Here is a 25,599-nt window from a genome sequence, read left to right as displayed (position 1 = left end):
ATGGCGGAACCCTTCTTCCGAACCCTGGAGATCGTGATCCCGCCGCTGGTGCGCGCCAACGGGCCGCACCCGACGTTCGAGGGTCTGGAGAACATCCCCGAACGCGGCGGGGCGGTGCTCACCCTCAATCACACCAGCTACCTGGACTTCTACCCGGCCTCGCTCGCGGCCCTGCGGCGGCACCGTCGACTGCGGTTCATGATCAAGGCCGAGATGACGCAGGTGCCGGTGATCAACTACGTGATCAAGCACATCAAGCTGATCCCGGTCGACCGCTCCGCCGGGGCCGGCTCCTACGACGTGGCGGTGCAGCGACTGGTCGATGGCGAACTGGTCGGACTGCACCCGGAGGCCACCATCAGCCGTAGCTTCGAACTGCGGGAGTTCAAGACCGGCGCGGCGCGGATGGCCCATGCCGCCGGTGTCCCGATCATTCCGGTCATCGTCTGGGGTATGCAACGGGTCTGGGCGAAGGATCACCCGAAGCATCTGTGGCGCAACAATATTCCGGTGCTGGCGAAGATCGGTCGGCCGATGGCCGTCTCGGACGACATCGAGGCGGCCACCGCAGAGCTGCGCAATACGATGGCCGCGATGCTCGAAGAGGCGCAACTGGAGTATCCCCACCCCGCCGGGGCGTACTGGGTGCCGCGGCGGCTCGGCGGCGGCGCACCCACCATGGCCGAAGCCATGGCGCTGCGCGAAGCCGAGCTCGCCGAACGCGACCGCAAACGCATGCAAAAGGCGCACGGCGGCCGGCTGCGGCGGGCACTGGCCGGGCTTGGGCGACGTTGATGACACACCCGGTCCCCGCGTTGATCGCCAGCGACGTCGACGGCACCCTGCTCGACGACGCCGAGAACATCACCGCGCGCACCCGCGCGGCGGTGCACGCGGCCATTGATTCTGGCTCCGGCTTCATTTTGGCGACCGGGCGTCCGCCGCGCTGGATCGCCCCGGTCGTCGACGCGCTCGGTTTCGCCCCGCTGGCGGTCTGCGCCAACGGGGCTGTGCTCTACGACCCGGCCGCCGACCGGGTGATCTCGGCGCGGACGCTGTCGGCCGACAGCCTGGTCAAACTGGCCGAGGTCGTCGGGCGCGTCATCCCCGGCGCGGGCTTGGCGGTGGAGCGCATCGGCGAGCGCGCCCACGACGCGGCGACGCCGCAGTTCGTCAGCTCCCCGGGCTACGAACACGCCTGGCTCAACCCGGACAACACCGAGGTCTCGCTCGAGGACCTGCTGTCCCAGCCGGCGATCAAGCTGCTGATCCGCAAGGCGGGGGCCTCCAGCGCCGATATGGTGGCGGAACTGGCGGCCCACATCGGCAGCGCCGCGGAGCTCACCTATTCCACCAACCACGGTCTCGTCGAGGTGGTGCCGGCGGGTATCACCAAGGCCAGCGGCATCCAGGAGCTGATAACGCCGCGGGGGATCGGTATCGAGCAGGTGGTGGCTTTCGGGGACATGCCCAACGACCTGCCGATGTTGCTGCAGGCGGGCCACGGTGTGGCGATGGGCAATGCGCACCCCGAGGTGCTGGCCGCCGCCGCCGAGATCACCACACCCAATACCGACGACGGCCTGGCGCGGGTGCTGGAGCGGATTTTCGCCCGTTGACGCTGCGAGTGAGCGAGATCAGCTCACCGTGAACGGATCGATCACCCGGGAGAAGCGCTCCAACTGCACCGGCGGGCCCTCCGGTGGGGGCGGGGGCAGCTCTTCGGCGTTGCCGTCGATGACCCGGATGACGGTGCCACTGGCCCGGTTGTAGTTCAGCGTGCCGTGTTGGAAGTTCTGGCCCACCCACTCCGGTTCGGGGATCTCGGCGCTGGTGGGCAGCCCGAGCATCCCGCGCTCGTAGCCCAGCGACGCCCAGGCGTCGTAGATCGCCCCGGTGATCGGCTGGGCGCCGGTCTCCGGTGACCAGTACACCGCGCCGCGCTCGAAGGTCGCGTACTTTGTGGAACCCTCGCCGATCGCCTCCGGCGAGGTGGGGCCGCCGAGCATGCCCTCGGCGCCGCCCAACTCCAGCCAGCGGGTGTGGATGGCGCCGCCCTGCATCGTCCTGGCGAGGTCTTCGGGACCGGGGGGTTCGCCGAAGCGGGCCGCGATCTCCCGTATCTCGTTGAGTGCCACATATCCCTGCTCACCGGGGCACTCGGTCTCGTCGACGTCGCGGTGGCCGATGATCGCCGGCAGCGCCAGCGACGCGCCGCGGGGAAAGTGGGTGAAGGAACCGCCGCCCGAGGTCAGTTGGACGACGCCGCGCGGGTCGGCGCGGTCCAGCCCCAACCGCCAGCCCAGCAACCGGCCGACGGTCTCGAGCTGAATCGGCGGTGGCGGCGCCTCGTCGAAGGTGCCGATCATCGACACCCCCCAGGTGTTCTTGTTGAACCCGCCGGCGTGACTGCCCACGATGCCCTTGGTGACGCCGCCGGCCCGGCCCTCGAACACCTGGCCGTACTTGTCCACCAGCGCGTTGTAGCCGATGTCGCACCAGCCCAGCGCGCGGGTGTGGTAGGCGTAGATGGCCCGGATGATCGCCGCCGAGTCCTCGGGGGAGTAGTCGTTGGAGCCCGCGGTGTGATGCACCACCGCCGCCTGGAGCGGGCCACTCTCCACCGGCTTGCCGCACCGGCCGTAGGCGCCCGCACCCCATTGGCTACGCGGAATGATGTTGGGCGGCTGGCCCGGGGCCAGCACCGCGCTCGGCGGGGACCATTGCGCGTCGACCGGGGCTTTTGGCGGGGTGATCAGCACCGCGGAGATGTTCTGGGCGAACGGCTGTGCGGCGGTGGCCGGTATGTAGCCGAGGCCGGGCCCGGTGAGGGCGGCGCGGGGCTCGGGTGGGGATTTTTGCGGCGTCTTCGATCCGGTCGTGGTCTTTGTCTTGTCGCCGGCAGCTTCGGCCTCGGGCCGGGTGACCGCGATCTGCACCGCAGTGGTCCGCCCGACGAACACCGGCTCGGTCCCGTCCGGCCCCGGGGCGGGCGCGTCGGCCGGGCGGGCCTGCGAAGTCGCATCCTTGACCTCGTGGGCGGTGGCATACCAGGGGCCCCACGACCCGTCGACACGCTTGGCGCGGACCTTTGCCGAGGTGCCGCGCAGGTCGGCGCCGGTGAGCGCGACCATGGTGAACGGCTCGTCCTGGGTGATCTCGCGAACGGTGACGCCCGGTTCCAAGCCCTCCAGCGGTTGCTGGCTCAGCTTGGTCGCGGCGGCGCTCGGGGGAGTCGGTGCAGGCCCAGCCGCCTTGAATCCCGGCCCGGAGCCCAGTGCCCACGGCAGGATCAGCACGGTCGCGACGGTAGCGGTCAGCTTGATCGTCGGCGGTGGACGACGGGTTGGCACGTGCTGATGTTACGTATGTGTCTCGTGTTGTTAGTGATGCGACACGCGTCTACCCGAGGCGGCCGATTGTTAAACGGCACCGCAGAGTCTCACGTTGCCCGGCTGAGCGGGCTGACTCTGCGGTGCCGTTTGGGAAACAGGTTCCTTGATTACGGGACCGGCACTGCGGCGGGTGCTGCTGCGGCGGCGGGAGCGGCGCCTTGCGCGGCCTGCGCGATGGACGGGATCACCACACCCTTGAGCATGTCGATTGCCTGTCCGGCACCCAGCTGATTGGCCGCACTCATCAGGTCGCTGACGACTCCGCCACTGCCACTGCTCTCCGGCATACCCAGCGAGGGGTCGCCGAGAATCGGGTAGGTGCCGTCCAGGCCCGGGTCCAGGCCCACCGGCGAGGTCAGCGGCATGTCACCGGAGCCCAGCAGGCCGGTGTCGGGGCTGGTCAACCCCGGGCTGGTCAAGCCGGGGCTGGTCAAGCCGGGGCTGGTCAACCCCGGGTTGGTCAGCGACGAGTCGGACAACGACGGCGTGGTCAGACCCGGCGAGGTCAGACCGGGCGTGCCCAGCGACGGCGTGGTCAGTCCCGGCGACGTCAAGCCCGAGGTCGAGACACCGGGGGTGCCCAGCGGCGGCGCGGACAGTGACGGCGCAGCCAGCGACGGGTCGGTGAGCCCCGGCGAGGTCAACCCCGGCGAGGTCAGGCCCGGGGAGGCGGGGTACATGCCCGGCGAGGTCAGGCCCGGCGAAGCCGGGAACATCCCCGGTGAGGCGGGATATGCGCCGGGCATCGAGCCCGCCCCGCCGCCGAAGCCGGGGACCGGGGGAAGGTTCACCCCGAACTGGGACAGACCCTGCGAGAGGGCCGAGATCAGCTCATTGGGCAGGTCGGCCACCGATGAGGCCGCGACGAAGTCGTGGTGCTGCGGGGCGCTGTTGTGGGCGGCCAGCTCGGATACTGCGACAACTGCAAACGGACTTGCGACCGCTAGGGCGGCGACTGCGCTCATAGTCGTCGAGAGCCGGCGTCGACGTCGGTTCGGCACGGAAGTCTCCTCAATATGTTTTGCCCTTCAGTCCCAAGGGGCCGTCGAGCGTTTACTGCCTACCCGATCGACGGTACGCGTGTGACTGATGTGAAAAGAGTGACGAGATCGAATCGTGAGGAAACCGCGACCAACCCTTCCTCGGGGCCGGTGGCGCCGACCGGGTGCCGAGATTGCACTGGTGCAGGGAATCGGCGTGTTTTCCCTGCATGATCGCAATCTCGCGGTGCCGACGCCGCTGCGGACGAGGCGCCGGCCGGTGGCGGTCCTCGGCGAACGGGGGGAGCGGCGGGGCGCCGACGATGCTCGCGGCCGCTGTTCAGATACCCTTGGCGCCGATGACTTCATCTGCTAGTCGCTACGACCTCTATGTTGTGGGTTCCGGATTCTTCGGCCTGACCATCGCCGAGCGCGTGGCTACGCAGCTCGGCAAGCGCGTCCTCGTCGTCGAGAAGCGCCCGCACATCGGCGGTAACGCCTACTCCGAGGCCGAGCCGCAGACCGGCATCGAGGTCCATAAATACGGCGCGCACCTGTTCCACACCTCTAATAAGCGGGTCTGGGATTACGTGCGGCAGTTCACCGACTTCACCGGCTACCAGCACCGGGTCTTCGCGATGCACGCCGGGCAGGCCTATCAGTTCCCGATGGGCCTGGGCCTGGTGTCGCAGTTCTTCGGCCGCTACTTCACCCCGGACGAGGCCCGGGCCATGATCGCCGAGCAGGCCTCGGAGATATCAGCCACCGAAGCCGCCAACTTCGAGGAGAAGGCGATCAGCCTGATCGGCCGCCCGCTCTACGAGGCGTTCGTCAAGCACTACACCGCCAAGCAGTGGGAGACCGATCCCACCGAGCTGCCCGCGGCCAACATCACCCGGCTGCCTGTGCGCTACACCTTCGACAACCGCTACTTCAACGACACCTACGAGGGTCTGCCGGTCGACGGCTACACCGCCTGGCTGGAGAACATGGCGGCGCACGAGCGCATCGACGTCCGCCTTGACACCGATTGGTTCGACGTCCGTGACGAACTCCGTGCCGCGAACCCGCAGGCGCCGGTGGTGTACACCGGACCGCTGGACCGCTACTTCGACTACGCGCAGGGCCGACTCGGCTGGCGCACCCTGGACTTCGAGCTCGAAGTGCTCAACACCGGTGACTTTCAAGGCACTTCGGTGATGAACTACAACGACGCCGACGTTCCGTACACCCGCATCCACGAATTCCGGCACTTCCACCCCGAACGGTCCTACCCGACCGACAAGACGGTGATCATGCGGGAGTACGGGCGATTCGCGCGCGACGACGACGAGCCGTACTACCCGATCAACACCCCCGACGACCGTGCGATGGTCGAGGCCTACCGCGGGTTGGCCAAGGCCGAGATGGAGTCTGCGAAGGTGCTCTTCGGCGGGCGGCTGGGCACCTATCAATATCTGGACATGCACATGGCCATCGCCAGTGCGCTGAGCATGTACGACAACATCCTGGCTCCGCATCTCGCCGAGGGTGTTTCGCTGCACGAGAACAACAGGGAAAACAACCGATGACCAAGCCCCCCAAGAGTTCGCTTGCGGTGAGCCGACTTTCGCGGATCATTCTGCCGCGCCACGGTGAGCCGCTGGACGTCCGCAAGCTTTACATCGAGGAGTCGGAGACCAATAACCGTCGAGCGCACCCGCTCACCCGCACCAGCCTGGAGATCGGCGAGGAGTCGGAGGTGTCGTTCGCGACGTACTTCAACGCCTTCCCGGCCTCTTACTGGCGCCGTTGGTCGACGGTCGAGTCCGTGGTGCTGCATCTGGAACTGACCGGGTCCGGCCGCGTCGACGTCTACCGATCCAAGGCGACCGGTGCACGTATTGCGGTGGACGGCAAGCCGTTCGACGGAAATGGTACGCCCGCCATCATCGAGTTCGAGGTCGGCCTGCAGCCGTTCGAGGACGGCGGATGGATCTGGTTCGACATCACCACCGACACCGCGGTCACATTGATCGGCGGCGGTTGGTACGCGCCGACCGAAGCACCCGGGCGGGCCGACGTCGCCGTCGGCATCCCGACCTTCAACCGGCCCGACGACTGTGTCAACGCACTGACCGCGCTCACCTCCGACACGTGCGTCGACGAGGTGATCAGCGCGGTGATCGTGCCGGACCAGGGCACCCGCAAAGTGCGTGACCATCCCGGTTTCCCCGCGGCGGCCGCAGCCCTGGGCGACCGGCTGTCGATCCATAACCAGCCCAACCTCGGCGGGTCCGGCGGGTACAGCCGGGTGATGTACGAGGCGCTGAAGAACACCGGCTGCGAACAGATCCTGTTCATGGACGACGACATCCGCATCGAGCCGGACTCGATCCTGCGGGCGCTGGCACTGAACCGGTTCGCCAAGACGCCCACCCTGGTCGGCGGCCACATGCTCAACCTGCAGGAGCCGTCGCACCTGCACATCATGGGCGAGGTCGTCGACCCCGAGGTCTTCATGTGGACCAACGCCCCGCACACCGAGTACGACCACAACTTCGCGACCGACTCGCTGGCCGAGACCCCCGAGCTGCACCGGCGCATCGACGTCGACTTCAACGGCTGGTGGATGTGCATGATCCCGCGCTCCGTCGCCGAGGAGATCGGCCAGCCGGTGCCGTCGTTCATCAAGTGGGACGACGCCGAGTACGGGTTGCGGGCCGGCGAACACGGCTACCCCACGGTGACCCTGCCGGGTGCGGCGATCTGGCACATGGCCTGGAGCGACAAAGACGACGCGATCGACTGGCAGGCCTACTTCCACCTGCGCAACCGGTTGATGGTGGCGGCGCTGCACTGGGACGGCAACATCGCCGGACTGATCCGCAGCCACCTCAAGGCAACCCTGAAACACCTTGCTTGCCTTGAGTATTCGACGGTCGCCGTGCAGAACAAGGCGCTGGACGACTTCATGGCCGGCCCCGAACACATCTTCTCGATCCTGGAGTCGGCGCTGCCGGACATCCACGCGTTGCGCAAGACCTATCCGGACGCGGTGGTGCTGCCGGCGGCCAGCGCGCTGCCCACCCCGTCGCGGCGCCGTAAGCCGATGCGGCCGCCGGTGCAGCCGCTGTCGATCGGCTACCGGCTGGCCCGCGGCATCCTGCACAACCTCAAGGGCACGGTGCCGGAGCACCATGCGCGCCCGCAGCTCAACGTGCCCGCCCAGGACGCCCGGTGGTTCCTGCTGTGCACCCAGGACGGGGTCACGGTCACCACTGCCGATGGACGCGGCGTGGTCTACCGGCAGCGGGACCGCGACAAGATGTTCACCCTGCTGCGCGAGTCGCTGCGCCGCCAGTACCAGCTGTCGCGCCGGTTCGACGACCTGCGTCGGGCCTACCGCCGGGCACTGCCGCAACTCTCCAGCAAGCAGCAGTGGGAGACAGTGCTGCTTGAGAGCCATGGCTGAGCCGGTGACCGGCCCGCCGCACGGCGAGGACGCCGTGCTGGTCGCCGTGCAGTCGGCACTGGCGGGCCGGGCCGGTGTGCTGCCGACGGCGCGGGCGCTGTCGCACTTCGGTGAGCACAGCCTGGGCTGGCTGGCGGTGGCGGCGCTCGGTGCGCTGATCCAGCCGCAACGACGCCGCAGCTGGTTGGTGGCCGGCGCCGCAACACTGGCCGCGCACGCCGCCGCGGTCGTCATCAAGCGCGTCGTGCGCCGCTCACGCCCGGACCACCCGGCGATCGCGATCAACGTCGGCACGCCCAGCAAGTTGAGTTTCCCCTCGGCGCACGCCACCTCCACCGCCGCGGCGGCCATCCTCCTCGGCCGCGCCGCCGGACTGCCGGCAGCGACCCTGCCGGTGGTGCTGGTACCGCCGATGGCGCTGTCGCGCATGGTGCTCGGGGTGCACTACCCCAGTGATGTTGCCGCCGGTGTACTTGTTGGAGCCGCAGTCGCCGCAGCCGCGACCCGCCTGGACAATTCTGGAGGCGCCTGATGAGCGCAGAAGCCGAACACCGAGCGGCGGAGACCGGCCCGCCTGCGAACCTGGCCACCGGGGTCATCAAAGCGATGCGGCCCCGGCAATGGGTGAAGAACGTGCTGGTGGTGGCGGCGCCCCTGGCAGCACTCGGCGGCGGCGTCCACTATGACTACGCCGATCTGGCGCGCAAGTCGCTGATCGCGTTCGTGGCGTTCAGCCTGGCGGCCTCGGCGATCTATCTGGTCAACGACTCTCGTGACGTCGAGGCCGACCGCGCACATCCCACCAAGAGGTTCCGGCCGATCGCCGCCGGGGTGGTGCCGGTAGGACTGGCCTACGCCCTGGCGGCGGTGTTGGCGGTGCTGTCGTTGGGTATCTCCTGGTGGCTGACTCCGAACCTGGCGCTGGTGATCGCCATCTACCTGGCCATGCAGCTGGCTTACTGTTTCGGGCTCAAACACCAAGCGGTGCTTGACATCTGCATCGTGTCGTCGGCGTATCTGCTACGGGCCATCGCCGGCGGTGTGGCCGCCGATATCTACCTGTCGCAGTGGTTCCTACTGGTGATGGCGTTCGGGTCGCTGTTCATGGTGGCCGGCAAGCGCTACGCCGAAAAGCAATTGGCCGAGCAGACCGGGGCCAAGATCCGCAAATCGCTGGAGAGCTACACCAGCACCTACCTGCGCTTCGTGTGGACGGCCTCGGCCACCGCGATGCTGGTCTGCTACAGCCTGTTCGCCTTCGAGCGCGACAGCGGGTCCGGCTCCTGGTACGCGGTGTCGATCATCCCGATCACGATCGCCATCCTGCGCTATGCGGTCGATGTCGACGGCGGCATGGCCGGTGAAGCCGAGGACATCCTGCGGCGTGACCGGGTACTGCAGCTGATGGCGCTGGCCTGGATCGGAACCATCGGTGCTGCCGTCGCCTTCGGCTAGCCGACGCGCACCAGGTGCGACACCGGACCCCCGGGTCCGGCCGCTGGGCTGGCCGGCGGTCGCCTACAGCCCGTCGGTGCGGCTGAGTTCGTGGGCCGGGGTGGCCGTGGTGGCGCTGCTGTACGGCGTCGGCGCGTGGCGGCGGCGCTGGATCTCCGACGACGGCCTGATCGTGCTGCGCACGGTGCGCAATCTGCTGGCCGGCAACGGGCCGGTGTTCAACGCCGGCGAACGGGTGGAGGCCAACACCTCCACGGCATGGACCTATCTGATGTACGTCGGCAGCTGGCTCGGCGGGCCGATGCGCATGGAGTACATCGCGCTGGCGTTCGCGCTGACGCTCAGCCTGGCCGGGGTGGCCCTGCTGATGCTGGGCACCGCCCGGCTGTACGCGCCCGGCCTGCAGGGCCGCCGCGCGCTGTTGCTGCCGGCCGGGGCACTGGTCTACATCGCGGTGCCGCCCGCCCGCGACTTCGCCACCTCCGGCTTGGAGAGCGGCCTGGTGCTGGCCTACCTGGGCCTGCTGTGGTGGATGCTGGTCTGCTGGGCACAGGCGCTGCGGATGCCCCGGTCCCGCGCTCGCGGAACCCGGTTCACCGGGTGCTTGGCGTTCGTGGCCGGCGCCAGCGTGCTGGTCCGTCCCGAGCTGGCGCTGATCGGCGGCGGCGCGCTGATCATGCTGCTGATCGCCGCGCGCGACTGGCGGCCGCGGGCGCTGATCCTGGTGGCCGGCGGCGCGCTCCCGGTGGCGTACCAGATTTTCCGGATGGGCTACTACGGGCTGCTGGTGCCGGGCACCGCGCTGGCCAAGGACGCCGCCGGCGACAAGTGGTCGCAGGGCATGATCTATCTGGCGAACTTCAATGCCCCCTACGCGTTGTGGGTGCCCGCCGTGCTGTTGACGGCGCTGGGTGCGGCGCTGTGGGTGGGCGCCGCGGTGCGCTACCGTCCGCGCCGTCCGGTGCCGCGCGGTGTCGGCCCGTGGGCCCGGCTGGTGCAGAGCCCGGCGGCGGTGGTCTGTTTCTTTGTGGTCAGCGGACTGTTGCAGGGCGCCTACTGGATCCGCCAGGGCGGCGATTTCATGCACGGCCGGGTGCTGTTGGTGCCGCTGTTCTGCATGGTGGCCCCGGTGGCGGTCATTCCGGTGCTGCTGCCCGACGGTGCGCGCTATCACCGGGAGGCCGGTTACCCGCTCAGCGGTGCCGTCGGCGTGCTGTGGCTGGCGGTGGCCGGCTGGGCGCTGTGGGCGGCCAACTCGCACGGAATGGGTGATGACGCCACTCGCGTCACCTACTCCGGGATCGTCGACGAGCGCCGGTTCTATTCGCAGGCGACCGGTCAGGCCCACCCGCTGACCGCCGCGGACTACCTCGGCTATCCGCGGATGCGCGCCGTGTTGGCCACGATCGAGGCCACCCCGGCCGGGGCGCTGCTGTTGCCGTCGGGCAACTACGACCAGTGGGATGTCGTCCCGGTCATCCTGCCGGTGCCCCCGGGAATCGGTGTCCCGACAGATCCGGATCCGGGCGGAACCGGGCCTCACACCGTCTTCTTCACCAACCTGGGCATGCTGGGTATGAACACCGGTCTGGACGTCCGGTTGCTCGACCAGATCGGGCTGGCCAATCCGATCGCGGCGCACACCGAACGGGTGGACCACGGCCGGATCGGCCATGACAAGGACCTGTTCCGGGATTGGGTGGTGGCCGACGGTCCGTGGGTCAAGTGGTATCCGCTGATTCCGGCCTACCTGGACCAGGACGGGATCGCCCAGGCCGAGGCGGCCCTGCGCTGTCCCGACACCGCGGCGGTGCTGGGCTCGGTGCGCGCGCCGATGGGCCCGCGCCGGTTCTTGTCCAACGTGCTGCATTCCGCGGGCTACACCGGGTACCGGATCGAGCGGGTGCCGCGCGACGAACTGATCCGATGCGGACTGGCCGTGCCCGAACCGACTCGCCCGCCCTACACCGGGATGCCGCCCGACGTCCCGTGACGGCAGGTACCCTCGACGCCGAAAATGTGACAGACGTCATGCCCTCCCGGCCACAGCTACCGACTGCGTCCGGTCTCACCGGCTGGAATGGCCCCAGAGCGCAGACCGGAGACCGCGGGAAAACCCGGTGTCGGGCCGATTCGCCGGTCGAGTGGCAGGACCGTCAGAGCTCGGTGGCCGACTTCTGTGGTTGACTACACCGGCACTGCCGCGCCTGAGCGACGGCAGATCGGGCCCGATTCGGGCCACGCTATTTCAGAGCACGGCAACAAGACGAATGAGGATTCCCAGGATGAAGCTGCTTGACAGGTTGATGGTCGCCGCCTCTGGCGCGGCCCTGCTGGCGGGGTTGGTCGGTGTCGTCGGTGGTACCGCGGAGGCGAACGCCTTCTCCCGGCCGGGTCTTCCGGTCGAGTACCTGCAGGTGGCCTCGGCGGGCATGGGCCGCGACATCAAGGTCCAGTTCCAGCCCGGCGGTTCGGGCTCCCCGGGGCTGTACCTGCTCGACGGTATGCGGGCCCAGGACGACTTCAACGGCTGGGACATCAACACCCCGGCGTTCGAGTGGTACCTCAACTCGGGCATCTCGGTGGTCATGCCGGTCGGTGGCCAGTCCAGCTTCTACAGCGACTGGTACAAGCCGGCCTGCGGCAAGGCGGGTTGCTCCACCTACAAGTGGGAGACCTTCCTCACCAGTGAGCTGCCGGCCTACCTGGCCTCGGAGTACGGCGTGAGCCAGAGCAGCAACGCGGCGGTCGGCCTGTCGATGGCCGGCTCGTCGGCGATGACGCTGGCGATCTACCACCCGAACATGTTCACCTACGCGGGTTCGCTGTCGGGCTACCTCAACCCGTCTCAGGGCAAGGGCTGGATCGGGCTGTCGATGGGCGATGCCGGCGGCTACAAGAAGAACGACATGTGGGGCGACGACAACGACCCGGCGTGGCTGCGCAACGACCCGACGGTCAACGTCGACAAGCTGGTGGCCAACAACACCCGGCTGTGGGTCTTCTGCGGCAACGGCAAGGCCAACGAGCTCGGTGGCGACAACATCCCGGCCGTCTTCCTGGAGCAGAACTTCATGATCGGCGCCAACAAGAAGTTCCAGGAGCTCTACACCGCAGCCGGTGGCAGCAACGCCATCTTCAACTTCCCGGCGTACGGCACCCACTCCTGGGAGTACTGGGGCCAGCAGTTGCAGGCGATGAAGCCGGACCTGCAGAGCCACCTGGGCGCTTCGCCGACGACCGCGAGCGCTCCGGCCGAGTAACGCCGGCCGAGAAACACACCGCCGACGGCGGCGACCTGCGGGTCGCCGCCGTCGTGGTTTCCGCCCCGGCCCGCCGGTGCCGTGTGATTGACTACCTTCGGCGGATCAGGGCGCGCGACCAGCAGCGGGTGATCACCACGAAATCAGTGCCGACGAGCGAGGTGGGTATGAGCGGACTGTCGAAGTTGTTGCGGACGCTGTGGGTGGCCGTACTGACTCTGGGCATGTGGGGCGGCGGCACGATCGTCGCGCCGGGTGCGCATGCCGCACAGTTCGAGAACCTGATGGTGCCGTCGCCGTCAATGGGCCGTGACATCCCGGTGGCGTTCCTCAACCAGGGCCCGCACGCGGTCTACCTGCTCGACGCCTTCGACGCCCACCCCGACGTGAGCAACTGGGTGACCGCGGGCAACGCGATGGGGACGCTGGCCGGCAAGGGTGTCTCGGTCGTCGCACCGGCCGGCGGGGCCTACAGCATGTACACCAACTGGGAAAAAGACGGCAGCAAGCAGTGGGACACCTTCCTGTCCGCGGAGCTGCCGGACTGGCTGGCGGCCAACCGGGGCCTGGCACCGGGCGGTCACGCCGTGGTCGGCGCGTCCCAGGGCGGCTACGGAGCGCTGGCGCTGGCCACCTTCCACCCGGACCGGTTCGGCTTCGCCGGGTCGATGTCGGGGTTCCTCGGCCCGTCCAACACCACCGAGAGCGGTGTCATCAGCGCCGGCCTGGAGAACTTCGGCGGGGTCGAGCCGTACGCCATGTGGGGTGCGCCGCAGCTGGGCCGCTGGAAGTGGCACGACCCGACGGTGCACGCCACCCTGCTGGCGCAGAACAACACCCGGGTGTGGATCTACAGCCCGTTGGGCGGTGCCTCCAACCCGGCCGCGATGATCGGCGACCCCTCCGAGGCGGCCGGCAGCGGCCGGTTCTTCAACATGCAGTACCGCCAGGTGCACGGCCGCAACGGGCATTTCGACTTCTCCGGCGGTGACAACGGCTGGGGTTCGTGGGCGTCGCAGCTGGGGGCGATGTCCGGCGACATCGTCGGCGCGATCCGCTAGCGCGGCGGCAGGACAGCCCATTGACTCTGCGTCCACCAGGCAGAAGTGTGAGTAGATCGCCTGGTAGGCGCAGAGTCAATGAGCCTTAGCGCTGATCTGTACCGTTATAGGCGATATGGCCAACAAGAAGACCCCGAATTCCCCCCGGAAGTCACCGGCGAAATCGCCTCGAAAAGCGACGAAATCTCCGCGGAAGTCAGTGCGCGATCGTCGTCGCCTGCTGGCGTGGCTGGCAGCCGGTGCGATGGCACTGGCGGTGGCACTGGTGGCGGTGGTGGTGGTGATCTGGATCCGTCACCCGGCTTCCCCGCCGATCGCGGAGCAGCCGTCTGCGGGCGTCCCGCCGACCGGTTCGGTGCCGCCGCGGGCCAAGAAGCCGCGCCCGGCCTATCAGGACGCCGGCTGCCCGGACGTGCAACTGGTGTCGGTGCCCGGCACCTGGGAGACCTCGCCCACCGACGATCCGCTGAACCCCACCCAGTTCCCCATTGCGCTGCTGCTCACCGTCACCCGCCCGATCGCCGAGCAGTTCGACGCCTCCCGGGTGCAGACCTACACGGTTCCCTACACCGCACAGTTCCACAATCCGCTGTCGGCCGACAAGCAGATGAGCTACAACGACAGTCGCGCCGAGGGCTTCCGCAACACCGTCAAGGCGATGACCGAGATGAACGAGCGCTGCCCGCTGACCAGCTACGTGCTGATCGGCTTCTCGCAGGGTGCGGTGATCGCCGGTGATGTCGCCAGTGACATCGGCAACGGGCGCGGCCCGGTCGACGAGGACTTGGTGCTGGGCGTGACGCTGATCGCCGACGGCCGCCGTCAAGAGGGCCCGGCCAGCGGTGTGAACGTGCCGCCGACCCCGCCGGGTCAGGGCGCCGAGGTGACCCTGCACGAGCTGCCGATCCTGTCCGGGATGGGGCTGACCATGACCGGTGCACGCGACGGCGCCTTCGGTGACCTCGACAAGCGCACCAACGAGATCTGCGCGCGCGGCGACCTGATCTGCGCCGCCCCGCAGGAGGCATTCAGCGTCGGCAAACTGCCCGCCACCCTGGAGACGCTGGCCGGCGGCGCCGGCCAGCCGGTGCACGCGTTGTACGGCACCACCGACGTCTGGAGCCAGGACGGGCTGTCCGCCACCCAGTGGACGCTCAACTGGGCGCGCCAGCTCGTCGACAACGCGCCGCATCCGCCGCACGGCTGAAGCCCGCCGCTTGAACCCGCGGTTCAGCGAGGCTCGACGAAGGAGGGGCGAAGCTGGAACCGCCGCATCAACTCGAGCGGTTCAGCGAGGCTCGACGAAGGAGAGGCGAAGCTGGAACCGCTACGTGACCCGGAGACGGGGGTCACACGCGGTACCGTTTGATTTGGCAGAGGCCGCACCGACCTCTAACATTAAGAAGAATTTAAGAGCTTGCGGCCCGTGGTTGCCGGGGGGCCAGCATCGCGTCGCCGGGTATCGGAATCTCGCTACCATCTGTGAGGTTCCGGGCCCGCGTGACGACCCACACCAAGTGGTCAGCCGCGCCCGGCAGCCGCTGAGAACGTATGTTCGCGACAGGAGACTTTGCATGGCCCAGGCACCAAAGGCCTCGTACCACAACCCATTCGTCAAGGACGGCAAGATCCGGTTCCCGGACAACGCCAACTTGGTGCGGACCGTTGAGCGCTGGGCTGGGCTGCGCGGCGAGAAGCTGGCGTACCGGTTCCTGGACTACTCCACCGAGCGGGACGGGCTGGCCCGTGACATCTCCTGGGCGGACTTCGGCGCACGTAACCGGGCCATCGGGGCCCGGCTCCAGCAGGTCACCCAGCCGGGCGATCGGGTCGCGATCCTGTGCGGGCAGAACCTGGACTACCTGGTGTCGTTCTTCGGGATCATGTACGCCGGCCGTATCGCGGTGCCGCTGTTCGACCCGGGTGAGCCCGGCCACGTGGGCCGGTTGCACGCGGTGCTCGACGACTGCACCCCGGCAGCGGTGCTGACCACCAGTGACTCGGCCGAAGGGGTGCGGAAGTTCTTCCGCTCCCGCCCGGCCAATGCCCGGCCGCGTGTCATCGCGGTCGACGCGGTGCCCGCTGAGGTGGGATCGACCTGGGAGATGGTCAACGTCGACCGCAGCGAGGTGGCCTACCTGCAGTACACCTCGGGTTCGACCCGCACCCCGACCGGCGTGCAGATCACCCACCTGAACCTGCCCACCAACGTGGTCCAGCTGCTGGACACACTGCAGGGCCGGGAGGGGGACCGGGGCGTCAGCTGGCTGCCGTTCTTCCACGATATGGGCCTGGTCACCATCCTGCTGTCGTCGGTGCTCGGTCAGCAGTTCACCTTCATGAGCCCGGCTGCCTTCGTGCGCCGGCCGTACCGGTGGATCCGTGAGATGGCCCGCAAGGAGGGCGAGACCGGTGAGGTCTACTCGGCGGCCCCCAACTTCGCTTTCGAGCACGCCGCGGCGCGCGGTCTGCCCAAAGAGGGCGACCCGCCGCTGGATTTGAGCAACGTCAAGGCGATCCTCAACGGCAGTGAGCCGGTCTCGGCGACGTCGCTGCGCAAGTTCAACGAGGCGTTTGCGCCGTACGGGTTCCGCGAGGAGGCGATCAAGCCGTCCTACGGGCTGGCCGAGGCCACGCTGTTCGTGTCCACCACCCCGATCGGCGAGAAGCCGAAGATCATCTTCGTCGACCGGGAGGCGCTCAACAACGAGAACCGGTTCGTCGAGGTGGCAGCGGACGCCCCGAACGCGGTCGCGCAGGCATCGGCCGGCCGGGTGAGCGTCGACCAGTGGACGATCATCGTCGACTACGACACCGCCACCGAGCTGCCCGACGGTCAGATCGGCGAGATCTGGCTGCAGGGCAACAACATGGGCAGCGGCTACTGGAACCGGGACGAGGAGACGAAGGACGCCTTCAAGAATGTGCTGAAGTCGCGGAACAGCCCGTCCCGCGCGGAGGGTGCCGACGAGGACGGCTTCTGGGTGCGTACCGGCGACTACGGCGCCTACTACAACGACGACCTCTACATCACCGGCCGGGTCAAGGACCTGGTGATCGTGGACGGCCGCAATCACTACCCGCAGGACCTGGAGTACTCCGCGCAGGAGGCCAGCCGGGCGCTGCGGGCCGGCTATGTCGCGGCGTTCTCGGTGCCGGCCAACCAGCTGCCGCAGTCGGCGTTCGACAACCCGCACTCCGGGCTCAAGTTCGACCCGGAGGACAGCTCCGAGCAATTGGTGATCGTCGCCGAGCGCGCCGCGGGCTCCCACAAGCTGGAGTACCAGCCCATCGCCGACGACATCCGGGCGGCGATCGCGGTGCGCCACGGCGTGACCGTGCGCGACGTGCTGCTGGTGTCGGCGGGCTCGGTGCCTCGCACCTCCAGCGGCAAGATCGGCCGGAGTGCCTGCCGGGCCGCCTATTTGGACGGCAGCCTGCGCGGTGGCACCACCGGCCCGAACGCCTACCCCGACGAGGTGTAACCCGATGAGTGAGGCTCCGTTTATGGACGGCGACGACGCAACCCTGCGCGGTACCAGCCGCACCGATCTGACCGTCGCCGACATGCGGGCCTGGCTGCGCAACTGGGTGGCCAACGCCACCGCCCAGTCCCCGGAGCGGATCAGCGAGACCGCCCCGCTGATCGAACTGGGGTTGTCCTCGCGCGACGCGGTGGCGATGGCCTCCGACATCGAGGACTTCACCGGGGTGACACTGTCGGCGACGGTGGCGTTCCGGCACCCGACGATCGAGGCGCTGGCCACCGTGATCGTCGAGGGCGAACCAGTGGTCATCGACCATTCGGGCGACGAGGACTGGTCACGGGACGCCGATGTCGACGACATCGCCGTGGTCGGTCTGGCCACCCGCTTCCCGGGTGACATGAACTCCCCCGAGGAGACCTGGACCAAGCTGCTGGCGGGGTTCGACGCGATCACCGACCTGCCGGAGGGTCGCTGGAGCGAGTTCCTGGAGGAGCCGCGGATCGCCGAGCGGGTCGCCAAAGCGCGCACCCGCGGCGGATACCTGTCTGACATCAAGGGTTTCGACGCCGAGTTCTTCGCGTTGTCGAAGATGGAAGCCGACAACATCGACCCGCAGCAGCGGATGGCGCTCGAATTGACCTGGGAGGCACTGGAACACGCCCGTATCCCGGCGTCGTCCCTGCGCGGCCAACCGGTCGCGGTGTACATGGGATCGTCGAACGCCGACTACCAGAACCTGGCGTTGTCCGATCCGAGCGTCACCCACCCGTACGCGATCACCGGTAACGCCAGTTCGATCATCGCCAACCGGGTGAGCTACTTCTACGACTTCCGCGGACCGTCGGTGGCCGTCGACACCGCGTGCTCGTCGTCGCTGGTGGCGGTGCACTCCGGCGTGCAGGCACTGCGCAGCGGCGAGGCCGACGTGGTGGTGGCCGGTGGGGTCAACGCGCTGATCACCCCGCTGGTGACGGTCGGCTTCGACGAGGTCGGCGGGGTGCTGTCGCCGGACGGCCGGATCAAGTCGTTCTCGTCGGACGCCGATGGCTACGCGCGCTCCGAGGGCGGCGGCGTGCTGGTGCTCAAGCGGGTCGCCGACGCCCGCCGCGACGGCGACCAGATTCTCGCGGTGATCGCCGGGTCCGCGGTCAACCACGATGGGCGCTCCAACGGCCTGCTGGCGCCCAATCCGGACGCGCAGGAAGCCGTGCTGCGCAAGGCCTACAAGAACGCCGGCATCGACCCGCGCACGGTGGACTACATCGAGGCGCACGGCACCGGCACCATCCTGGGCGACCCGATCGAGGCCGAGGCGCTGGGCCGGGTGGTCGGCCGCGGCCGCGCCGACGACAAGCCCGCACTGCTGGGCGCGGTGAAATCCAATGTGGGCCACCTGGAGTCGGCCGCCGGGGCGGCCAGCCTGGCCAAGATCGTGCTCGCGCTGCAGCACGACAAGATCCCGCCGTCGATCAACTATGCCGGGCCCAACCCCTACATCAACTTCACCGGAACCCACCTGAAGGTCGCTGACACCGTCACCGACTGGCCGCGCTACGGCGGCTACGCCGTGGCCGGGGTGTCCGGCTTCGGATTCGGCGGGGCGAACGCGCACCTGGTGGTGCGTGAGGTTCTCCCGCGCGACGTGGTGGAAAAGGAAGCCAAGGAGGCAGAGCCCGAAGCGACTGCTGCCGAAGAGGTTTCGGAACTGTCCGATGAGTTCGCGGAGCACGAGACGCCCCGTTTCGACGAGTACGGCGAGTTCATCCACCCCGGGGGCCTCACCGAGGAACCGGCCTACGAACTGCCCGGTCTGACCGAGGAAGCACTGCGGCTGCGCGACGAGGCGATCGCTGAGCTGGCCGGTGAAGAGCCGGTTAAACAGCTTATCCCGCTGACGATCTCGGCGTTCCTGACCTCGCGCAAAAAGGTCGCCGCGGCCGAGTTGGCGGACTGGATCGACAGCGAAGAGGGCCGGGCCACCCCGTTGACGTCAATCGGCCGGTCGCTGTCGCGGCGCAACCACGGCCGCTCCCGCGCGGTGGTGCTGGCCCACGACCACGACGAGGCCGTCGCCGGCCTGCGCGCGGTCGCCCAGGGCAAGCAGAAGCCCAACGTCTACTCCGCCGACGGACCGGTGACCAACGGGCCGGTCTGGGTGATGGCCGGTTTCGGCGCCCAGCACCGCAAGATGGGCAAGAGCCTCTACCTGCGCGACCCGGTCTTCGCCGAGTGGATCGAGAAGGTCGACGCCCTCATCCAGGACGAGCGCGGCTACTCGGTGCTGGAGCTGATCCTCGACGACTCCCACGAGTACGGCATCGAAACTTCCAACGTCGCGATCTTCGCGATCCAGATCGCGCTGGGCGAGGTGCTGAAGCACCACGGGGCGCGGCCCACCGCGGTGATCGGCCAGTCGCTGGGCGAGCCCGCCTCGGCCTACTTCTCCGGCGGCCTGTCACTGGCCGACGCCACCCGGGTGATCTGCTCCCGCTCGCACCTGATGGGTGAGGGCGAAGCGATGCTGTTCGGCGAGTACATCCGGTTCATGGCGCTCGTGGAGTACTCGGCCGAGGAACTCAAGACGGTGTTCGCCGACTTCCCCGGTCTGGAGGTGTGCGTCTACGCCGCGCCCAGCCAGACCGTGATCGGCGGTCCGCCCGACCAGATCGACGAGATCGTCGCGCGCGCCGAATCCGAGGGCCGCTTCGCCCGCAAGCTGCAGACCAAGGGCGCCGGGCACACCTCGCAGATGGACCCGCTGCTCGGCGAGTTCTCCGCCGAGTTGCAGGGCATCGAGCCGCACACGCCGGCCATCGGCATCTTCTCGACCGTGCACGAAGGCAACTACATCAAGGCCGGCGGCGAGCCGATCCACGATGTGGACTACTGGGCTAAGGGGATGCGGCACAGCGTCTACTTCACCCACGGTGTCCGCAACGCCGTCGACAACGGCTACACCACCTTCCTGGAGTTGGCGCCCAACCCGGTGGCTCTGATGCAGGTGGGGCTGACCACCGCCGACGCCGGCCTTCCCGATGCCCAATTGATCGCGACCCTGGCCCGCAAGACCGACGATGTAGACGCCCTGACCATCGCGATGGCCCAGCTCTACGTCCACGGTCACGACCTCGACGTCCGCACGCTGTTCCCGCGCGACGTCGAAGGCCCGATCAGCCCGGCGGAGTTCGCCAACATTCCCCCCACCCACTTCAAGCGCAAGCCGCACTGGCTCGACGCCCACTTCTCCGGCGACGCCACCGGTGTCATGCCCGGCTCGCACGTCGCGACCCCGGACGGCCGGCACGTCTTCGAGTACGCCGCGCGCGGTGAGACGGACCTGGCCGCGCTGGTGAAATCGGCTGCGGCGGCGGTCATTCCGGACTCATCGCTGGTGGCCTCCGAGCAGCGTGCGGTGCCCGCAGACGGTTCCCGGCTGGTCACGACGCTGACCCGGCACCCGGGTGGGGCGGCCGTGCAGGTGCACTCCCGCATCGGCGAGTCCTTCACGCTGGTCTATGACGCCCTGGTGAGCCGTGGCGGTGCGGGCGGTGTGGCGCTGCCCGTGGCGGTCGGCGCCGGCACCACGATCACGTCCGAATCCGTTGCCGCACCGGTGGAAACCGAGGTCGATGACGCCGCGATCCTGAGCGACAACCTCACCGCGGGAGCGGGACTGGCCGCCGGCTTCGCCAAGTGGTCACCGGATTCCGGCGAGAGCGTCGCCGATCGGTTGGGCGCGATCGTCGGCGGTGCGATGGGCTACGAGCCCGAGGATCTGCCGTGGGAGGTGCCGCTGATCGAGCTGGGCCTGGATTCGCTGATGGCCGTGCGGATCAAGAACCGGGTCGAATACGACTTCGACATGCCGCCGATCCAGCTGACCGCGGTCCGCGACGCAAACCTTTACAACGTCGAGGAGATGATCCGCTACGCGGTCGAGCACCGCGACGAGATCGAGGCGCTGCACGAACACCAGAAGACCCAGACGGCCGACGAGATCGCCGCCGAGCAGGCCGCCATGATGGCGGCCGCTGCAAAGGGTGAGTCGGCCGAGGCTGCCCCGGCCCCCGCGGAGGTCCCGACCCCGCCGCCGGCCACCGACCCGGTGCCGCCCCCTCCCACCAACCCCGAGGGCCCGGGCGGCAATCAGTCCGGCGTGGCCAAGGCGACGGCTGCGGCCGCGGCCGCCAAGGTCCTCACCCAGGAGGCGGTGACCGAGGCGCTGGGCGCCGACGTGCCCCCGCGTGACGCCGCCGAGCGGGTCACCTTTGCGACCTGGGCGATCGTCACCGGCAAATCACCCGGCGGCATCTTCAACGAACTGCCCGCACTCGACGACGCGGCGGCCGAGCAGATGGCGGCGCGGTTGTCCGAACGGGCCGAAGGCATCATCACCGTCGAGGACGTCAAGTCGGCCACCAGCATCGAGGGCCTGGCGACCATCGTCCGCGATCAGCTCGAGGAAGGTGTGGTAGACGGTTTCGTCCGCACCCTGCGGGCGCCGAAAGAGGGCACCTCGCACGTTCCGCTGTTCGTGTTCCACCCGGCGGGCGGGTCCACCGTGGTCTACGAACCGCTGATGAAGCGCCTGCCTGCCGACACCCCGATCTACGGCATCGAGCGGGTCGAGGGCTCCATCGAGGAGCGCGCCGCCGAGTACGTGCCCAAGCTGCTGGCGCTGCACGACGGTCCGTTCGCGCTGGCCGGCTGGTCGTTGGGCGGGGCGCTGGCCTACGCCTGCGCGATCGGGCTCACCCGCGCCGGCGCCGACGTGCGCTACGTCGGGCTGATCGACCTGGTGCTTCCAGGCGAGCCGATCGACCAGAGCAAGGAGGGGATGCGCGCACGCTGGGACCGCTACGCCCGGTTCGCCGAGCGCACCTTCAATGTCGAGGTCCCCGAGATCCCGTACGAGGAGCTCGAGAAGCTCGACGACGAAGGTCAGGTCCGCTTCGTCCTCGACGTCGTCGCGCAGAGCGGCGTACAGATCCCGGGCGGGATCATCGAGCACCAGCGCACGTCGTACCTGGACAACCGCGCGCTGGACACCATCGAGATCCAGCCGTACGACGGGCATGTCACGTTGTACATGGCCGACCGCTACCACGATGACGCCATCGTGTTCGAGCCCGCGTACGCGACCCGCAAGCCCGACGGCGGCTGGGGCGAATACGTCCCCGATCTCGAGATCGTGCCGATCGGGGGCGAGCACATCCAGGCCATCGACGAGCCGTACATTGCCAAAGTGGGCGCGCACATGAGCGAAGCGCTCAACCGTATCGAAGGAAAGTAGGCGCGCGTGACTGGCCAGCTTCCGCCCACCCAACCCAAGACCACCGCCGAACTTCTGGCCGAACTCCGCGAAAAGCTGGAGCTGGCCAAGGAGCCCGGCGGTGAGAAGGCCGTCGCCAAGCGTGAGAAGAAGGGCATTCCGAGCGCCCGCGCCCGCATTCACGCGCTGCTGGACCCGGGCACCTTCTTGGAGATCGGCGCGCTGTGCAAGACCCCCGGCGACCCGGACGCGCTCTACGGCGACGGTGTGGTCACCGGCCACGGCCGGATCGACGGCCGCCCGGTCGGGGTGTTCAGCCACGACCAGACCGTGTTCCAGGGCTCGGTCGGGGAGATGTTCGGCCGCAAGGTGGCCAAGCTGATGGAGTGGGTGGCCATGGTGGGCTGCCCGATCATCGGCATCAACGACTCCGCCGGCGCCCGTATCCAGGACGCGGTGACCTCGCTGGCCTGGTACGCCGAGCTGGGCCGCCGCCACGAGATGCTGCGCGGTCTGGTGCCGGAGGTCTCCATCATTCTGGGTAAATGTGCTGGAGGAGCGGTGTATTCGCCGATCCAGACCGACCTATTGGTGGCGGTGCGCGATCAGGGCTACATGTTCATCACCGGCCCCGACGTGATCAAGGACGTCACCGGTGAGGACGTGACATTCGACGAACTCGGCGGCGCCGACGTGCAGGCGCAGCGCGGCAACATCCACAAGGTGGTCGCCGACGAAGCCGAGGCTTTCCAATACGTGCGCGACTACCTGTCGTTCCTGCCGGCCAACCACTTCGACGACGCGCCGATCGTCAACCCCGGCCTGGAGCCGGAGATCACCCCGCACGACCTGGAATTGGACTCGATCGTGCCGGACGCGGACAACACCGCCTATGACATGCGCGAGATCCTGTTGCGGATCTTCGACGACGGCGACGTCTTCGAGATCTCCGAGCAGCGTGGCCCGGCGATGATCACCGCGTTCGCGCGGGTCGATGGGCATCCGGTCGGGGTGATCGCCAACCAGCCGATGTTCGTGGCCGGGGCCGTCGACACCGAGGCCTCCGACAAGGCGGCGAGCTTCATCCGGTTCTGCGACTCCTTCAACCTCCCACTGGTTTTCGTCGTCGACACTCCCGGTGCCATGCCCGGGGTGGCCGAGGAGAAGGCGGGGATCATCAAGCGCGGTGGCCGGTTCTTCAACGCGATCGTCGAGGCCGACGTGCCCAAGGTGACCGTGATCATCCGCAAGGCCTACGGCGGCGGGTATGCGGTGATGGGCTCCAAGCAGCTGTCCGCGGATCTGAACTTCGCCTGGCCGACGGCCCGTATCGCGGTGATCGGCGCCGACGGCGCCGCCCAATTGCTGGTCAAGCGCTTCCCGGATCCGACCGCTCCCGAGGTGCAGAAAATCAAGGCTGACTTCATCGCCGGCTACAACGAGAACCTGGCGATCCCGTGGACCGCCGCCGAGCGCGGGTACATCGACGCGGTGATCCAGCCGCACGAGACCCGGCTGCTGCTGCGTAAGTCGCTGCGCCTGCTGCGAGACAAGCAGAACTTCCCCAAGGTGCAGCGCAAGCACGGCCTGCTGCCCATCTAGCGGCCCAGCCCACATTAAGTTAAGGCTCAGAGTAGAGCCCTTGCGGTGAAGTCTGTGCTATGGGAGCCGAATTAATCTTCCTGGTGAAATAGGGTTTCGTCGAGAAGTGAACCTGAATTTGACATAACAGAGTGTGATTGAAATCATCCAGGTTCGACCCAGGTTCGACAGCGCCCCGCACTGATTCGGACTTGAGACTCCGGCGAGGAAGTCTGATGTTTGATGCAGTAGCGGCACCCGGGCGCCGCACCCCCGGCCTGCGCGCCGCGTTGGCAGCCGCCATGCTGGTGGTCGGCCTCAGCGGTGCCCCGCAGCTGGCGCCGTGGCCCTCGGCTCTCGACCATGCCGGCGTCCTGCTGTCCGGCACCGATTCCCTCGCAGCGTCGGGCATCGCCCTGATCATGGGCCCCAGCATGATCCCGACGCCGAGCCAGCAGTACGCCGACACCGTGGATGCGCTCTTTCTGCAGCCGCACGGCTTCGCCGGTGAGCTCGAGGTGCTGACCACGCCCGAGTCGCCCTACAACCTGGATGGCTCCCTGGCCGAGGGCGCGCAGATTCTGGTCGACAGGGTGCAGAACCTGATCGCGGACGGGCAGGCCGACGCAGATCACCCGGTCACGGTCTTCGGCTACTCGCAGAGCGCAGCCCTGACGACGCTGGCGATGCAGCAGCTCCATGAGGCCGGTGTGCCGACTTCGGCCGTGCACTTCGTGTTGATCGGTGATTCGGCAAACCCCAACGGCGGCATGCTGGTCGGCTTCGAGAACATGCCGGGCATCTCCGACTCCCTGGAACAAGCGGGCGTCACATTGGGTAACCCGACGCCGAACGACTTGTACCCCACCGACATCTACACCCTGGAGTACGACGGCTACGCCGATTTCCCGCGCTACCCGATGAATTTGCTTTCCAGCATGAACGCGATGATGGGCCTGGCCACCCAGCACATCGCCTACCTGGGCCTGACTCCCGAGCAGCTGGCGCAGGCCACGCTGCTGGAGTCCAGTCCCGACAGCCTGATCAACTCCTACATGGTCCCCAGCGAGTACCTCCCGCTGCTGTGGCCGCTGTTGTTCGTCCCGGTGATCGGTAAGCCGCTCTACGACCTGATGGAACCGAGCATGCGGATTCTGGTGAATCTGGGTTACGGCAACATCGATCACGGGTGGAATGACGGCCCGGCCGACGTGCCGACGACAGTGTCGACGGACATGCCGAACATGGACTGGGCCGAGGTCTCCGATGCCCTTGCCAGGGCGACGCAGACCGGCTGGGACGCCTTCGTCGCCGACTTGATGGACCCGGCGAGCTACGAGATCCCGACCCTGGTCGACAACCCTGCTCTGGCCGGCCTGTTGGCGGCGGGAGCCGGTGCGGGCATCGGGGGTGGAGAGGACGCGTCGGTGCAGGATCTGCTCGGCGGGCTGACGCACATGATGTGGTCCTCACTGGTGGGTGGCCTCTTCGCGGTCCCGGACTAGGCTCCGTCCTTTTTCGCGCGAGCGTGCGTGTCCCCGGCCGACACGCCTATGCGCCAGCCGTATTTCCGCACGCTCGGCTCTGGGGCGCGTTAGGCACGCCTGCCGGCCAGACGAACTGCAGGCCCCGTCTCGGGCGGGTAAGTGT

General features: G+C 68.3%; 16 protein-coding genes. 14 read left to right on the top strand and 2 right to left on the bottom strand.

The genetic code is table 11. The annotated features are described in order from the left end of the window. Window positions 1-795, top strand: coding sequence for a lysophospholipid acyltransferase family protein (locus tag ACZYY4_RS18635; RefSeq protein ID WP_463811478.1), 795 nt, complete (start codon window positions 1-3; stop codon window positions 793-795). Beyond that, window positions 795-1,619 (top strand): HAD family hydrolase, encoded by an 825-nt coding sequence (locus tag ACZYY4_RS18630; protein WP_463811477.1) that lies wholly within the window; start codon window positions 795-797, stop codon window positions 1,617-1,619. The genes ACZYY4_RS18635 and ACZYY4_RS18630 overlap by 1 nt, the downstream gene beginning before the upstream one ends. Window positions 1,620-1,637: 18 nt before the next feature. Here ACZYY4_RS18630 and ACZYY4_RS18625 read toward each other — a convergent pair whose 3' ends face one another. Then, window positions 1,638-3,353, bottom strand: coding sequence for an N-acetylmuramoyl-L-alanine amidase (locus ACZYY4_RS18625; RefSeq protein ID WP_463811476.1), 1,716 nt, complete (start codon window positions 3,351-3,353; stop codon window positions 1,638-1,640). Between the two features lie 149 nt (window positions 3,354-3,502). Continuing rightward, the gene (locus ACZYY4_RS18620) at window positions 3,503-4,396 is read right to left on the bottom strand and encodes a hypothetical protein (RefSeq protein ID WP_463811475.1); all 894 of its coding nucleotides are present in this window, start codon (window positions 4,394-4,396) and stop codon (window positions 3,503-3,505) included. Window positions 4,397-4,734: 338 nt separating this feature from the next. Here ACZYY4_RS18620 and glf point away from each other — a divergent pair, with 338 nt between their 5' ends. The 12 genes from glf (at window position 4,735) to ACZYY4_RS18560 (ending at window position 25,454) form a co-directional block, all read left to right on the top strand. Beyond that, window positions 4,735-5,946 carry a UDP-galactopyranose mutase gene (gene glf, locus ACZYY4_RS18615; RefSeq protein ID WP_463811474.1) on the top strand — a complete coding sequence of 404 codons (1,212 nt, stop codon included), beginning with the start codon at window positions 4,735-4,737 and terminating at the stop codon, window positions 5,944-5,946. Beyond that, window positions 5,943-7,829 (top strand): glycosyltransferase, encoded by a 1,887-nt coding sequence (locus ACZYY4_RS18610; protein ID WP_463811473.1) that lies wholly within the window; start codon window positions 5,943-5,945, stop codon window positions 7,827-7,829. Before glf ends, ACZYY4_RS18610 begins: the two co-directional genes overlap by 4 nt. Window positions 7,830-7,833: 4 nt before the next feature. Beyond that, window positions 7,834-8,361: a phosphatase PAP2 family protein gene (locus ACZYY4_RS18605; RefSeq protein ID WP_463811500.1), complete on the top strand. Its 528-nt coding sequence runs from the start codon at window positions 7,834-7,836 to the stop codon at window positions 8,359-8,361. Further along, entirely contained in the window at window positions 8,361-9,284 is a 924-nt protein-coding gene (locus tag ACZYY4_RS18600) for a decaprenyl-phosphate phosphoribosyltransferase (protein ID WP_463811472.1), read from the top strand. Before ACZYY4_RS18605 ends, ACZYY4_RS18600 begins: the two co-directional genes overlap by 1 nt. Continuing rightward, a complete protein-coding gene (gene zomB / locus ACZYY4_RS18595) occupies window positions 9,262-11,277 on the top strand; it encodes a flagellar motor control protein ZomB (RefSeq protein ID WP_463811471.1) in 2,016 nt (671 codons plus the stop codon). Before ACZYY4_RS18600 ends, zomB begins: the two co-directional genes overlap by 23 nt. Window positions 11,278-11,569: 292 nt before the next feature. Continuing rightward, complete coding sequence (locus ACZYY4_RS18590; RefSeq protein ID WP_463811470.1) at window positions 11,570-12,547, top strand: esterase family protein; 978 nt, start codon at window positions 11,570-11,572, stop codon at window positions 12,545-12,547. A 167-nt stretch (window positions 12,548-12,714) separates the two neighbouring features. After that, window positions 12,715-13,608, top strand: coding sequence for an esterase family protein (locus tag ACZYY4_RS18585; RefSeq protein ID WP_463811469.1), 894 nt, complete (start codon window positions 12,715-12,717; stop codon window positions 13,606-13,608). Between the two features lie 115 nt (window positions 13,609-13,723). Beyond that, complete coding sequence (culp6, locus tag ACZYY4_RS18580; RefSeq protein WP_463811468.1) at window positions 13,724-14,815, top strand: carboxylesterase Culp6; 1,092 nt, start codon at window positions 13,724-13,726, stop codon at window positions 14,813-14,815. A 367-nt stretch (window positions 14,816-15,182) separates the two neighbouring features. Then, complete coding sequence (gene fadD32, locus ACZYY4_RS18575) at window positions 15,183-17,093, top strand: long-chain-fatty-acid--AMP ligase FadD32 (RefSeq protein ID WP_463811467.1); 1,911 nt, start codon at window positions 15,183-15,185, stop codon at window positions 17,091-17,093. 22 nt (window positions 17,094-17,115) lie between these two features. Further along, a complete protein-coding gene (gene pks13, locus ACZYY4_RS18570; protein WP_463811499.1) occupies window positions 17,116-22,389 on the top strand; it encodes a polyketide synthase Pks13 in 5,274 nt (1,757 codons plus the stop codon). 6 nt (window positions 22,390-22,395) lie between these two features. Next, window positions 22,396-23,970 carry an acyl-CoA carboxylase subunit beta gene (locus ACZYY4_RS18565; RefSeq protein WP_463811466.1) on the top strand — a complete coding sequence of 525 codons (1,575 nt, stop codon included), beginning with the start codon at window positions 22,396-22,398 and terminating at the stop codon, window positions 23,968-23,970. 215 nt (window positions 23,971-24,185) lie between these two features. Then, a complete protein-coding gene (locus ACZYY4_RS18560) occupies window positions 24,186-25,454 on the top strand; it encodes a PE-PPE domain-containing protein (protein ID WP_463811465.1) in 1,269 nt (422 codons plus the stop codon). Window positions 25,455-25,599 lie beyond the last annotated feature (145 nt).

The sequence above is a fragment of the Mycobacterium sp. IDUB_21 genome (assembly GCF_055419425.1).
This window is presented reverse-complemented; position numbering and strand designations above follow the sequence as displayed.

Excerpts from the sequence above, each read along its gene's own strand:
- ACZYY4_RS18630 (WP_463811477.1), top strand. The coding sequence starts at position 795 with ATGACACACCCGGTCCCCGCGTTGATCGCCAGCGACGTCGACGGCACC.
- ACZYY4_RS18610 (WP_463811473.1), top strand. The coding sequence starts at position 5,943 with ATGACCAAGCCCCCCAAGAGTTCGCTTGCGGTGAGCCGACTTTCGCGG.
- ACZYY4_RS18600 (WP_463811472.1), top strand. The coding sequence starts at position 8,361 with ATGAGCGCAGAAGCCGAACACCGAGCGGCGGAGACCGGCCCGCCTGCG.
- fadD32 (WP_463811467.1), top strand. The coding sequence starts at position 15,183 with ATGGCCCAGGCACCAAAGGCCTCGTACCACAACCCATTCGTCAAGGAC.
- culp6 (WP_463811468.1), top strand. The coding sequence starts at position 13,724 with ATGGCCAACAAGAAGACCCCGAATTCCCCCCGGAAGTCACCGGCGAAA.
- glf (WP_463811474.1), top strand. The coding sequence starts at position 4,735 with ATGACTTCATCTGCTAGTCGCTACGACCTCTATGTTGTGGGTTCCGGA.
- ACZYY4_RS18590 (WP_463811470.1), top strand. The coding sequence starts at position 11,570 with ATGAAGCTGCTTGACAGGTTGATGGTCGCCGCCTCTGGCGCGGCCCTG.
- ACZYY4_RS18585 (WP_463811469.1), top strand. The coding sequence starts at position 12,715 with ATGAGCGGACTGTCGAAGTTGTTGCGGACGCTGTGGGTGGCCGTACTG.
- ACZYY4_RS18560 (WP_463811465.1), top strand. The coding sequence starts at position 24,186 with ATGTTTGATGCAGTAGCGGCACCCGGGCGCCGCACCCCCGGCCTGCGC.
- pks13 (WP_463811499.1), top strand. The coding sequence starts at position 17,116 with ATGGACGGCGACGACGCAACCCTGCGCGGTACCAGCCGCACCGATCTG.
- ACZYY4_RS18635 (WP_463811478.1), top strand. The coding sequence starts at position 1 with ATGGCGGAACCCTTCTTCCGAACCCTGGAGATCGTGATCCCGCCGCTG.